Origin of the sequence: Blastococcus jejuensis, from assembly GCF_039534705.1 — a bacterium.
Lineage (GTDB): Bacteria > Actinomycetota > Actinomycetes > Mycobacteriales > Geodermatophilaceae > Blastococcus_B > Blastococcus_B jejuensis.
This window is the reverse complement of record NZ_BAAAVV010000014.1, coordinates 26,581-38,597: the sequence shown is the minus strand read 5'-3', so window position 1 is coordinate 38,597 and position 12,017 is coordinate 26,581. Positions and strand designations below refer to the sequence as shown.

At 72.8% G+C, this 12,017-nt stretch carries 15 protein-coding genes; 2 read left to right on the top strand and 13 right to left on the bottom strand.

The features are described from left to right. The first annotated feature begins 29 nt into the window (after positions 1-29). Positions 30-1,313 carry a M24 family metallopeptidase gene (locus ABD644_RS19910; protein ID WP_344690799.1) on the top strand — a complete coding sequence of 428 codons (1,284 nt, stop codon included), beginning with the start codon at positions 30-32 and terminating at the stop codon, positions 1,311-1,313. Positions 1,314-1,325: 12 nt separating this feature from the next. Here ABD644_RS19910 and ABD644_RS19905 read toward each other — a convergent pair whose 3' ends face one another. Together ABD644_RS19905 and ABD644_RS19900 are read right to left on the bottom strand one after the other, a co-directional pair. Next, the gene (locus ABD644_RS19905) at positions 1,326-1,748 is read right to left on the bottom strand and encodes a ChaB family protein (protein WP_344690798.1); all 423 of its coding nucleotides are present in this window, start codon (positions 1,746-1,748) and stop codon (positions 1,326-1,328) included. A gap of 68 nt (positions 1,749-1,816) precedes the next feature. After that, a complete protein-coding gene (locus tag ABD644_RS19900) occupies positions 1,817-2,254 on the bottom strand; it encodes an Lrp/AsnC family transcriptional regulator (RefSeq protein ID WP_344690797.1) in 438 nt (145 codons plus the stop codon). A gap of 159 nt (positions 2,255-2,413) precedes the next feature. On the opposite strand from ABD644_RS19900, the gene ddaH reads away from it, so the two are divergent. After that, complete coding sequence (ddaH, locus tag ABD644_RS19895; RefSeq protein WP_344690796.1) at positions 2,414-3,262, top strand: dimethylargininase; 849 nt, start codon at positions 2,414-2,416, stop codon at positions 3,260-3,262. Here ddaH and ABD644_RS19890 read toward each other — a convergent pair. From ABD644_RS19890 to ABD644_RS19840, 11 genes are all read right to left on the bottom strand, one after another. Continuing rightward, positions 3,259-3,660, bottom strand: coding sequence for an acyl-CoA thioesterase (locus tag ABD644_RS19890; protein WP_344690795.1), 402 nt, complete (start codon positions 3,658-3,660; stop codon positions 3,259-3,261). The two genes, ddaH and ABD644_RS19890, sit on opposite strands and share 4 nt — an antisense overlap. A 1-nt stretch (position 3,661) precedes the next feature. After that, on the bottom strand, positions 3,662-3,883 hold the full coding sequence (locus ABD644_RS19885; protein ID WP_344690794.1) for a hypothetical protein: 222 nt from the start codon (positions 3,881-3,883) through the stop codon (positions 3,662-3,664). A gap of 76 nt (positions 3,884-3,959) precedes the next feature. Then, positions 3,960-4,820 carry a DUF559 domain-containing protein gene (locus tag ABD644_RS19880; protein ID WP_344690793.1) on the bottom strand — a complete coding sequence of 287 codons (861 nt, stop codon included), beginning with the start codon at positions 4,818-4,820 and terminating at the stop codon, positions 3,960-3,962. A 183-nt stretch (positions 4,821-5,003) separates the two neighbouring features. After that, positions 5,004-5,903, bottom strand: a complete 900-nt coding sequence (locus ABD644_RS19875) for a type II secretion system F family protein (RefSeq protein ID WP_344690792.1) — start codon at positions 5,901-5,903, stop codon at positions 5,004-5,006. After that, positions 5,903-6,844, bottom strand: coding sequence for a type II secretion system F family protein (locus ABD644_RS19870; protein WP_344690790.1), 942 nt, complete (start codon positions 6,842-6,844; stop codon positions 5,903-5,905). The genes ABD644_RS19875 and ABD644_RS19870 overlap by 1 nt, the downstream gene beginning before the upstream one ends. After that, complete coding sequence (locus ABD644_RS19865) at positions 6,844-8,256, bottom strand: TadA family conjugal transfer-associated ATPase (protein WP_344690789.1); 1,413 nt, start codon at positions 8,254-8,256, stop codon at positions 6,844-6,846. The genes ABD644_RS19870 and ABD644_RS19865 overlap by 1 nt, the downstream gene beginning before the upstream one ends. Continuing rightward, positions 8,256-9,449, bottom strand: coding sequence for a CpaE/TadZ family protein (locus tag ABD644_RS19860; RefSeq protein WP_344690788.1), 1,194 nt, complete (start codon positions 9,447-9,449; stop codon positions 8,256-8,258). Before ABD644_RS19860 ends, ABD644_RS19865 begins: the two co-directional genes overlap by 1 nt. After that, positions 9,446-10,198 (bottom strand): Flp pilus assembly protein CpaB, encoded by a 753-nt coding sequence (gene cpaB, locus ABD644_RS19855; protein WP_344690787.1) that lies wholly within the window; start codon positions 10,196-10,198, stop codon positions 9,446-9,448. Before cpaB ends, ABD644_RS19860 begins: the two co-directional genes overlap by 4 nt. A 13-nt stretch (positions 10,199-10,211) precedes the next feature. Next, a complete protein-coding gene (locus tag ABD644_RS19850; protein ID WP_344690786.1) occupies positions 10,212-11,183 on the bottom strand; it encodes a pilus assembly protein TadG-related protein in 972 nt (323 codons plus the stop codon). Continuing rightward, complete coding sequence (locus ABD644_RS19845; RefSeq protein WP_344690785.1) at positions 11,171-11,566, bottom strand: TadE/TadG family type IV pilus assembly protein; 396 nt, start codon at positions 11,564-11,566, stop codon at positions 11,171-11,173. Before ABD644_RS19845 ends, ABD644_RS19850 begins: the two co-directional genes overlap by 13 nt. Positions 11,567-11,710: 144 nt before the next feature. After that, on the bottom strand, positions 11,711-11,908 hold the full coding sequence (locus tag ABD644_RS19840) for a Flp family type IVb pilin (RefSeq protein WP_344690784.1): 198 nt from the start codon (positions 11,906-11,908) through the stop codon (positions 11,711-11,713). Positions 11,909-12,017 lie beyond the last annotated feature (109 nt).

The window sequence follows — 12,017 nt, the reverse complement described above, 5'->3', positions numbered from 1 at the left end:
CGAGGCCCCTCTTCTGTTTCGCTGTCCGCATGACGTCGGTCGCTCTCCGCGCGGTCCCGCTGCCGCTGCGGGAGCAGGCCGACATCCGCGACCGGTGGCTGACGCAGCGCCTGCTCGACGTGCTGCCCGGGCTGATGGACCGGGCCGGGATCGACCTGTGGCTGGTCATCGGCCGGGAGTACAACGAGGACCCCGTGCTCGCCTCGCTGCTGCCGGCGACCTGGCTGTCGGCCCGCCGGCGCACGATCCTCGCGCTGCACCGCAGCGACGACGGCGTCACGCCCGTCGCCGCCTCCCGCTACCCGGTGGGCCAGTTCCTGCCGGCGTGGTCACCCGACGACGCCCCCGGCCTGTCGCCGGAACGCTCGCAGTGGTCGGCGGTCCGCCGGTTCGTGGAGCAGGCCGACCCGCGCCGCATCGGCATCGACGTCTCCGAGGCCTTCGCCCTCGCCGACGGGCTCTCGCACACCGAGCACCGGCTGCTCACCGAGGCCCTCGGACCGTGGGCCGATCGGCTGGTGCCCGCCGAGGACCTCGCCGTCGGCTGGCTGGAGACCCGGCTGCCGGAGGAGATCGCCGCGCTGCACACGCTCAACCGGCTCACCCACGACGTCGTCGCCGAAGCCTTCTCCCCCGCCGTCGTCACGCCGGGGACGACGACGGCGCTGGACGTGGCCTGGTGGATCCGGCAGCGCTTCGCCGATCTCGGCGTCGACCCGTGGTTCCAGCCCAGCGTCACCCTGCAGCGGGCCGGCAGGCCGCTCACCGGGGACAGGCTCCCGTCGGTGGCGTTCGACGCGGTCGTCGAGCGGGGGGACCTCCTGCACTGCGACGTCGGGCTGAGCAGCCTGGGTCTGCGGACCGACGTCCAGCGCAACGCCTACGTGCTCGGCCGCGGCGAGACGGCCGCGCCGGAGGGGCTGCGCGCGGCGCTGCGCGCGGGCAACCGGCTGCAGGACCTCACCGTCGCCGCGCTGATCCCCGGGCGGACGGGCAACCAGGTGCTGGCCGCGGCCCGGGCAGCCGCGGCGCGCGAGGGCGTCGACGGCGACGTGTACTCGCACCCCATCGGCGTGCACGGCCACGGCGCGGGCCCGGCCATCGGCCAGTGGGACGCGCAGGACGGCGTGGCCGGGGCCGGCGACTACCCCGTGCACGTCGACACCGCCTACGCCCTGGAGCTCGCCGTCCGCCACCCGGTGCCCGAGTGGGGCGGTCAGCGCGTCCGGATGGCCCTCGAGCAGGGCATCGCGCTGACCGCTGACGGCGTGGAGTACCTCGACGCCCGCCAGACGGAGTTGATCCTCATCTGACCCGTAGTGCCCTCACTTCTTGCGGGCGTTCGCCGTCTTGGTGTTGTTCGCCCGCTGGATCGCGTCGACGAGCTGCTTCTTCTTCATCGTGCTGCGCCCGGTGATGTCCAGCCGCTTGGCGACCTTGAGCAGGTGGCCCTTGGTCGCGTTGGCGTCCACGCCGCCCTTGGGCTTGGCCTTGCTGTTGCGCCCCTGTGCGGCCCGCGTGTCGCTGGGGCCCATCGAGTCCTTCTTCTCCCAGTGGTCGCCGACCTTCTCGTAGGCGTGCTTCACCGCGGCCCAGGCCACCTGGTTGGCGCGCTTGGCACTGCCGTACTGGTCGGCGGCGGCGTCGTAGGCCTTGGCGAAGGTGCGCTGCGCCTTCTTCGCCGAGCGCTGCAGCGTGCTGGGCAGCTCGTCCTGCTTGGGCGTGCCGGACTTCGTCGTCTTGGGCATGACCTCTCCCTCTCGAGACCTGGACCCGCCCCTACCCCAGGACGGCGAGATGATCACATCGACGCCGGTCAGGTGCGCGGGCGGTCGATCAGCCGGGACAGCACGATGACGCTGCGGGTGTGGTCGACGTTGGGCTCGTCGCGGATGCGCTCGAGGGCCCGCTCCAGTTGCTTCACGTCGGAGGCCAGCATGTGCACCAGCGCGTCCGCCGTCCCCGAGACGGTGGCCGCGCCGACCACCTCCGGCACCCGTTCGAGGCTGCGCCGCAACTCCTCGGGCGCCACGGTGCCCTTGCAGTAGAGCTCGACGTAGGCCTCGGTCTGCCAGCCCAGCACGTCGGGATCGATGAGCGCGGTGAAGCCGCGGATCGCGCCGGAGGCCACCAGCCGGTCGACCCGCCGCTTCACCGCCGGAGCCGAGAGCCCCACCTCGGCCCCGATCTCGGCGAACGTCGCCCGGGCGTTGTGCAGCAGGCAGCCGATCACCTTGCCGTCGAGCGGGTCCATGATGCCTCCGTACGCAACAGATCGCCGCTGAGGCGGCTCTCACGCAACATACGGGGCGCAAACACGCAACGGAACGGCGTTGCCTTGCACGATCACCCCACCTAGCGTTCGGGGGCCGCCGGCAGAGGCGCCGGCCCTTCCCCGCCGAGGAGTCCCCTGGTGACCGCTGTCCTCCCCCGCCCGCGCGCCGCCGAGCACGCCGAGCGCGTCGCGACCCCGCGCCGCTACCTCATGTGCCGCCCGGAGCACTTCGCCGTGGAGTACGCGATCAACCCGTGGATGGACGTCACCTCGGGCACCGACCGCGACCTCGCCGTCCGCCAGTGGGAGACGCTGCGCCAGACCTACCTCGCCCTCGGCCACGAGGTGGAGCTGATCGACGCCGAGCCGGGCCTCCCGGACATGGTGTTCGCCGCCAACGGCGGCCTGGTGGTCGAGGGGCAGGCGCTGGGCGCGCGGTTCACCCACGCCGAGCGGCGCGCCGAGGGCCCGGCCTACCTGCGCCGGCTGGGCACCCTGGACCTGAAGGCGGTCACCGAGCCGGTGCACGTCAACGAGGGCGAGGGCGACTTCCTCGTCGTCGGCGACCTGGTGCTGGCCGGTACCGGCTTCCGCACCGACCCCGGCGCGCACACCGAGGTGCAGGAACTCTTCGGCATCCCGGTGATCTCGCTGCAGCTGGTCGACCCGCGCTTCTACCACCTCGACACGGCGCTGGCCGTGCTCGGCGACTCCGACGTCGCCTACTACCCGGAGGCGTTCAGCCCGGGCAGCCGGGCGGTGCTGCAGCGGCTGTTCCCCGACGCGATCCTGGCCAGCGAGGCCGACGCCGTCGTCCTGGGGCTCAACGCGGTCTCCGACGGGCGCAACGTCGTCCTCCCGGCGGCCGCGACCGACCTCGCCGAGCAGCTGCGGGCGCGCGGCTGGAACCCGGTCGGCGTCGACCTCTCCGAGCTGCTCAAGGCCGGCGGCAGCGTGAAGTGCTGCACGCTGGAGATCCGCTCCTAGTCCTCCAGGTACCGGGCCCAGAACGCGCGCTCGTCGTCGGTGAGCGCGCGGCTGGTGTCGGTCGTGATGTCGAACATGACGCAGATCCCGTCGGCGCGGATCGCGACCTGGCCGTCCTGCACCAGCTCCTGGCGCACGGTGACCGACTTCGTCCCGATCCGCGCCACCCAGCTGTGCACGGTCAGCATCTCGCCGGGCCGGTAGTACAGCTGCCGGAGGTAGTCGACCTCGAGCCGGGCCAGGATGATGTCCGGCTGACGGCCGGGGACGACGCCGGGCGCGGTGCCGGCCAGCGACAGCCGGGCGTCCTCGAGCAGGCTCAGGGCGCGGGCGTGGTTGACGTGGCCGTAGGAGTCGGGGTCCGACCAGCGCAGCTGGACCGCGTGTTCGTGGCGCACGTCAGACCGTGTCCTCGGACTGCCGGTGCCCGCCCGACGCGTCGTCGGAATCGGGGTGCAGGGTGCGCTCCTCCGACTCGGCCAGGATCATCTCGGCCTGCAGCTCGGGGTCGTCGCTGCCGCCGGCCGCATCCTCCTCGGGCAGGAGCTGCGCCCGGGTCTCGACGTTCTCCTCGGTCACGTTGTCGTGCGCCTCGGGGCTGGGCTCCTTCATCGACGGCATGCGGCCCGCCTACCCACCGGTGGGCAGCTCACACCATTTGGCGGGTCCCTCGGCGAGATCTGCACACTGGCCCGGTTCAGAGCGCTGAAGCGGGCGAGTGTGCAGATCTCGCCCGGCGCAGGGCGCGGCGGATCTCCGCGACCACCTCCTCGGGCCGCCCGAGGACGTCGGCCGACGAGAAACGCAGGATGACCCACCCCTCGCCGACCAGCCGGTTCTGCCGCCGGAGGTCGCGGACGAAGACCTCGCGGTCGCGGTGGAGGTCGCCGTCGAACTCGACCAGCACCTTCTCCTCGACCCACGCGAGGTCGGCCTTGCCGAGAAAGCGACCGCCCGGCGACGTGATCACGTGCTGCAGGTCGGGCGTGGGGAGCCGGGCCTCGTGCAGCAGCCAGCGGAGCACCGACTCCATCGGCGATTCGGCCCGCGGGTCGGCGACGGGCAGCACGGCCCTCGCCCGGGCCGCGCCCCGACCGGTGGGCCGGCGGACGAGCTCCGCCAGCAGGTCGTCCCTCGTGCACCGGCGCAGGAGCAGCTGATCGGTGACGGCGAGGAGCGCCGGCGGCTGCAGCTCCATGGCGAGGTCCCTCCAGGTGCGCGCGGGCGTCGTCACCGGGAAGCCGTCGAGCCGGACGACGTCCTCGTCGGAGAACGGGACGCGGTGGGCGCACCGGTCCGCTCGCCCACGCACGGCCGAGCCGGTGGACACGGTCAGGTGGACGCGATCGTCGGGCCGCTGCATCGGGATCTCGAGGTCCCAGAGCGCGCCGGCGGTGCGGTGGCTGATGACCGCGCGCTGCGGGGCGTTCAGCAGGACCGCCGCGATCCGGACCCGGAGGTCTGCCGCGAGCGCGCGCGGCAGGTAGGTGTCCCGCGAGCTGCGGACGACGTCCGGACTGCGCAGTTGCTTGGGCGAGATGCCCGCCTCGAACGCCATGGCCCTGGTGGCGGGCCCGGTCAGACGGGACGGACGACGTCGGTTCGGCACTGCGGAAGGGTCGCCGAAAGAGCCCGGAACGCGCTGCCGTCGTCCACAGCTCCGGGCGAGATCTGCACACTGGCCCGGTTCAGAGCGCTGAAGTGGGCCAGTGTGCAGATCTGGCTGCGGGCGGCCCGGGGGTCACTGACCGCTGAACGCGTCCATGATGTCCATCGCCGCGGGGCCGAGCAGCACGATGAACAGCGTCGGCAGGATGCACAGGATCAGCGGGAAGATCACCTTCACCGGGATCTGCATCGCCTTCTCCTCGGCCCGCTGACGCCGCTTGAGCCGCATCTCCTGGGCCTGGGTGCGCAGCACGTCGGCGATCGAGACGCCGTAGGCGTCGGCCTGGACGACGGCGCGGATGAAGCGGCGCAGATCGGTCACGCCGGTCCGGTCGGCCAGCGCCAGGTAGGCCTCGCGGCGGGGCTGGCCGACGGCGATGTCCTGCAGCGTCCGCACCAGCTCCTCGGCCAGCGGGCCCTTGCCGTTCTTCCCGGCGCGGGCCATGGCCGACTCGAAGCCGAGCCCGGCCTCCACCGCGATCGTCATCTGGTCGAGCGTGTCGGCCAGTTCCAGGCCGATGGCCTGCTGCCGCTCCTGCCCGCGGCTGTAGAGCAGCAGTTCCGGCACGAAGTAGGCGACCACGGTCATGGCGACGGCCACCGCGATCAGCAGGCCGGTCGGCTGCGCGCTGACGACCAGCAGCCCGAGCCCCCCGGCGATCACCGCCAGGACCAGCTTCGCGGCGACGAGCTTGGGCACCGGCCAGTCGACCGGCCGGCCGGCCGTGGTCGCCAGCCGGTTCAGCCGCGCCACCGTGCCGCTGGGCGTCAGCCCGCCGACCAGGCGGCTGCCCAGGCCCGGCCCGGTGCGGCCGGGGACCCCGGCGTCGTGCAGGTCGATGCCCCGCAGCAGGTTGTCGCGGGCCCGGTCGGCGACGCTGGCCGGGTGGGCGAGCAGGGCCCAGCCGATCAGCACGACGGCGCCCACGACCGCCACGGCGGCCGCGAGCACGGGGAGCGGGAGAGTCGTCATCAGAACTTGATCGCCACCGTCTTCTTGAGCCAGAGGCCACCGATGACGATCATGGCCGCGGACGCGGCGAGCATCCCGTAGCCGACGGCGCTCTGCGTGAACTTCGCCAGGTAGCCGGGGTTGGTCATCGAGATGAAGCCGAGGATGCCGAACGGCAGCGCCATCAGCACGATCGCCGAGAGCTTCCCCTCGGCCGACAGCGCCTTGACCTGGCGACGGATCGCGTTGCGCTCCCGGATGGTGTTGCCCACCGCGTCGAGCACCTCGGCCAGGTTGCCGCCCACCTCGCGGTGGATGGCGATCGCCTGCGCGACCCAGGTGAAGTCGTCGCTGCCCATGCGCGCGGCGACCTCGTCGAGGGCGTCGTTGAGGTCGCGGCCCACGCGGGTCTCGTTGACGATCCGCGCGAACTCCTCCGAGGTGGGCGCCGCAGCCTCCTGGGAGACGGCGTCCACCGCCCGCAGCAGGCTGTGGCCCGCGCGGAGGCTGCTGGCCATGAGCTGCAGGGAGTCGTCGAGCTGGTCGGCGAAGGCCGCCTGGCGGCGACCCGCCTTGAACGACAGCAGCAGCTTCGCGCCCAGCGGCACGAGGGCCAGGACGACCAGCGCCAGCACCACGCCGCCGAGCAGGTAGCCCGCGGCAGAACCGGCGATCGTGCTCAGCGCCACGGTCAGCACGAAGTCCGGCAGCGTCATGGACATGCCGGCACGCTCGAGCGCGGCCTCGCCGCCGGCCAGCCGGCCGCGCTTGACCAGCACCTTCTCGACCGCGGCCCCGGCGACGGCACCGGCACCGGCCAGCGCCGACGACGGCGGCGCGACGGTGGGGTCCAGCCGCGACAGCGGCACCCGCGCCGGCCCCGCGGGCAGGACGACGAGGGCGAGCACGAGCAGCGCGGCCGCGACCGCCGCGACGCCGACCGGGAGCAGGAGGTCCGACATCAGCCCCAGCTCCGCAGGCCGGCGGGCTCGGGGGCGCCGAAGACGCGCGGCGAGAGGCGGATGCCCATCTCCTCGAACTTCTCGGTGAACCGCGGCCGGACGCCGGTCGGCACGGGCTTGCCGAGGAACTTCCCGGACGTGTCGACGCCCGCGGAGTAGTCGAAGAGGAAGGCGTCCTGGAGGGTGACCGTCTCGCCCTCCATGCCCTGCACCTCGGTGACGTGGGTGACCCGGCGGGTGCCGTCGCGCAGGCGGGTGAGCTGGACGACGACGTCGACGGCGGAGGCAATCTGCTCGCGGATGGCCCGCAGCGGCAGGTCCATGCCGGCCATGAGCACCAGCGTCTCGAGGCGGGCGATCGCGTCGCGCGGCGAGTTGGCGTGCACCGTCGACAGCGAGCCGTCGTGGCCGGTGTTCATCGCCTGCAGCATGTCCAGCGACTCGCCGCCACGGCACTCCCCGACCACGATGCGGTCGGGCCGCATGCGCAGCGAGTTCCGCACCAGGTCGCGGATGGTGATCGCGCCCTTGCCCTCGATGTTGGGCGGCCGGGACTCCAGCCGGACGACGTGGTCCTGCTGAAGTTGCAGCTCGACGGCGTCCTCGATGGTGACGATCCGCTCGCCCTCGGGGATGAACGAGGACAGCACGTTGAGCAGCGTCGTCTTCCCGGTGCCGGTACCGCCGGAGACGATCACGTTGAGCCGCGCCTCGACGCAGGCGTTGAGCAGCTCGGCCATCTCCGGGGAGAGGGTGCCGAAGCCGATCAGGTCGTCGACGGTGAACGGGTCCTTGGAGAACTTGCGGATGGTCAGCGTCGACCCGCTGAAGGCCAGCGGCGGGATGATCGCGTTGACGCGGGAGCCGTCGGCCAGGCGCGCGTCGACCAGCGGGGAGGACTCGTCGATCCGCCGTCCCACCCGGGACACGATCCGGTCGATGACCCGGCGCAGGTGCTCCTCGGAGGTGAAGCAGACGCCGGTGCGCGTCAGCTTGCCGTGCTGCTCGACGTAGATGTTCTCCGGCCCGTTGACCATGATCTCGCTCACCGACACGTCGTCGAGCAGGCGCTGCAGCGGGCCGTAGCCGAGCACGTCGTCGGCGAGTTCGGCGGTGAGGCGGGCCCGCTCCTCGGCGCTGAGCGGGACGTTCTCCTCCTCGACCACCTCGTCGAGCTCGCCCAGCACGATGGTGCGCAGCTGCTCCGCACTCAGTGACGGGTCGTTCATCCGGCTGCCCATGCGCTCGAACAGCGCCTTGCCCACCCGGTCCTTCAGGCGGGCGAGGGCGTCGGTCGGCGGAGCCGCCGCGACGGCCACGGCCGGGCGCGGCACCGGGACGGCGGACGCCTGCGTCGAGGACTCCGGAACGGGCAGGCCCTGGGCTGCGGCCAGGCGGTCGGCGAGGTTCATCAGGACGCCGCCCGGTGCTTGGCCCGGTACCGGCCCGGCTGCATCAGCGGGGTGGCCGCGAACCGCGACACCAGCCGCCGCAGCTCCTTGACCATGGGGTCGCGCTTGCTGCCGCTCTGCAGCAGCGGCACGCCCTGGTTGGTCGACGCCGGCACGCCGGAGGACCGCGGGAGGACGACGTCGACGCCGGTGCCGATCGTCGTCTCGACGTCGCGCACCGACAGCCCGCCCTTGGGGTCGGCGAAGTTCATGACCACGTGCCGGCCGGCCGGGATCATGCACAGCTCCCGCAGGACGTCGAGCTCCTTGCGCAGCCCGCGCACGCCGGGCACGTCCATGCTGCTGAGCATCACGACGTCGGTGGCCCGGTCGAGGGCGGCCAGCGTCTGCTCCGACAGCCCGGGCGCGGTGTCCACGACCACGTAGCGGAACTCGCGGGCGAGCGAGGCGAGCAGCCGCGTGACGTCCTCGCCCCGGACGGTGTCGCCGGCGGCCGGGGACTCGGCGCCGCAGACGGCGTACAGGCCGCTGGGGTGCTGGGTGAGGAAGGTCTTGAGGACCATCGTGTCCTCGCTGGCCGGGCCGCGGACGGCGTCGGGCAGCGTGTACTCGGGCACCAGGCCCAGCGCCGAGGCGCAGTCGCCGAACTGGACGTCGAGGTCGACCAGGACGGTCGACTGCGGCGCGGCTGCGGTCAGGCCGATCGCGAGGTTGGTCGACACCGTGGTCTTGCCGACGCCACCCTTGGGCGAGGCGATGGTGATGACCCGCCCGGTGTAGCGCTCGGTCTCGGTGACCGGCCGCAGCACCCGCCGCCGTCCGGTGGCGGCCTGCGAGGCGCGGTCGACCGCGTCGCGGATCTCGGGCACGTTCGCCGAGGGCGGCAACAGGTCGCGGATGCCCGAGCGCATCGCCGCCTGCCACATCTGCTGCGACGCCTCGGTGATGAGGACGACGCTGATGCCCGGCGTCTGGATGTCCAGCCGCGCGGCGAGGGTGAGGACGGCGTCCGGCGAGGCGCTGGGCCCGATGACGAGCACGTCGGGCAGCTCGCCGTCGTGCAACTGCTCGAACAGCCGCGCCGGGTCGCCGGGGAGCCGGCCCGGGGGCAGGACGGTGACGTCGCCGTCGGCGGCCTGCTTGACCCGGAGGATCAGGTCCTCGTCGGCGCCGGCCAGAACCACGCGGCTCATGAGTAGCTCTTTCCGTAGACGTTGCCCTGGGTGATGACATCGGTCCCGTCGGTGTCGGCGTCCTCGGGCTCGAGGGAGAGCCAGAGGGTGCCGTGCTCAGCGCCGAACACGACCGGCTCGGCCTGCTGCGCGGTCAGCGCCAGCGTGACCAGCAGGCTGCTCGCCGGCAGGGGGCTGCCCGACGACGCCGTCGAGGTGTCGCCCTCGGCCGGCTGCACCGGGGTGGGCGCGCCCTGCACCTGCGTGACGAGCACGTGGTGCAGGAGAGCGTGGGTGGTGGAGGTGCCGTCCTGGAACACCAGGGACACGAAGACCGCGACCTCGTCGCCGGCCGCGAGCCGACCGCCGACCGCGCGCTGCGGCTCGAGCAGCACGCTGATCTCCTCGAGGCCCGCGGGCACCGCGACGGTGCCGGCGGCCTGCAGGTCGTCGGGCTGGGCGAACCGGCCGGCCAGCAGCTGCTCGCCGGGGAGCAGGTCGACGGTCGCGACCTGCCCGTCCAGCGCGTCCAGGTCGGTGACCCGGCCGTCGAGAGCGGCCTTGGCGGGCACCAGCTCGGTGCGCACCAGGGTGGTGAGCTCGGCCGCCGGCGTCCCCTCGGGGATCAGCTCGTCGGCGACGAGCACCTGGACGGTGCGCACACCGGCCAGCGCGCGACTGTCGGCGCCGCGCACATAGGCCACCAGGACCGCCGTGCCGGCGACGAGCAGGATGATCGCCGCGAGCGCGGCGAGGAATCGACGCTTCACTTCTTCGTCGCCCCTATCGGATCAGTCGGAGGATCGAGGACCCCAGCTGCGGGGCGTCCGGGCTGTAGTTCCAGGCGTCGGACAGCTCGACGAAGCGGGTGAAGTAGCCGGTGACGCAGCGGTCGCTGCCGTTGCACGGCTTCGGGCTGCTGCTGTACTGGCCGCCGAAGAAGTAGCCGGTCAGCTTGAAGGCGGCGTAGCCGTAGACCCGGTACCAGGCGTTGCTGCCGGACTCGCCGAACTCGTCGAACAGCGGCAGCAGCACGGTCTTGCCGAGCCACGCGTCGAAGTTGCCCGGGCTGCACGACGAGGGCGGCGTGTTGCCGGTCGAGGAGTCCATGCGGCGGTCGATGGCGCTGGTGGCCTTGCAGGTGCCGGCGTCGGCGACCAGGTAGCCGAAGCCACCCGGGACGACGTTCCCCGAGGGCCCGGCGCAGCTGGCATCGCCGGCCGACTTGGTGAGGTAGATGGTCTGCACCGTCGTCGTCGACGGGATGCCGCCGCCGGTCTGGGCCGCGAACGAGCACCAGGAGAAGGTCAGCGGCAGCACCGCCGTGCCCTCGCTGGGCCCGCCCCACCCGACGGTCGCCGTCGCGGAGACCGTGGTCGAGTCGTGCCCGATGACCGGGGCGAACCAGTGCTCCTGGGGGGTGTTCCCGGTGACCGTCACGCTGAGCGGGGAGCTGCTCAGCACCGGCTGCAGGGTGGTGGCCTCGCCGTCGTTGGCGCGGACCATCCCGGTCGCCGTGGCCAGCATGTCCCCGCAGTTGCCGCGGGCGCAGTCCTGGGCGACGGCGATCGCCGCGGCGTCGGCCGCGACCTGCAGGCGGGCCCGCTCGGCGTAGAGCGAGCCGACGTCGACGGCGATCGCGGCGAAGCCGAGGATCGGCACCAGCAGCAGCGCGAACACCACGGAGGTCGCCCCGCGCTCGCCGGTGAGCCGGCGCCGGGCGCGGGAGGTCAGCCGGGAGGTCAGCCGTTGCATCGCATGACCCCCGTCCCGGTCAGGTCGACGCTCGCGCCGAAGAAGTCGGTGATGAACGGCATCGGGTAGTCGATGGTCAGCCGGACGGCGGTGCTGCCGCCGTTGGTCTCCGGGCAGGACGCCGGCGTGATGGTGATCTGCGCGTCGGTCACGCCGGGGTCCAGCGACGTGGCGGCGTTGCGGACGGCGGCGCGGGCGGCGGCCGGGTCGTTCTGCAGCGCCATGACGCGCACGCCCTCGCGGGCGGCCGCCGACAGGGTGCCGGAGACCTGGAAGGCCCGGCCGAACTCGGCGATGCCGAGCACGAGGACCAGCAGCAGCGGCAGGATCATCGCGAACTCCACTGCCGTGGCGCCGCGCTCGTCCCGCAGTCGCTTCCTCATGCTTCTCACCGCCTTCCTGTCGTCCGGCTCGTGTCGTGGGGATCTGTCGCGCGGCTCGTCCTGGTGTGCAGCGGCGCAGCGACCCCCGGGTCGGGGGTCGCTGCGCCGGACAGCCGCGACTGGGTGGACCTGAGTCGCCGTTCCTTACGGGAGGGCGGCGGTGATGGTCGCGAACAGGGCGTCGAGCTTGTCGCCGAGCAGCACGACGGTCGCGATGATCGCGACGGCGATCAGGCCCACCATGAGGCCGTACTCGACGGCGGTGGCGCCCTTCTCCTCGCGCTTGATGCGGTCCTGAGCGACGGCCACGAGGCTGACGAGCGAGGCGTAGAGGTTGATCACTGGTGCTCCCTGGGGGGTGTCGCCGGTCCGGTCCGGGATCGGGTGATCCGGCCTCGCGGCTGTGGGAGCCAGATCGGGACCGCCACGCGGCGACTTGAGCGATCTCCAC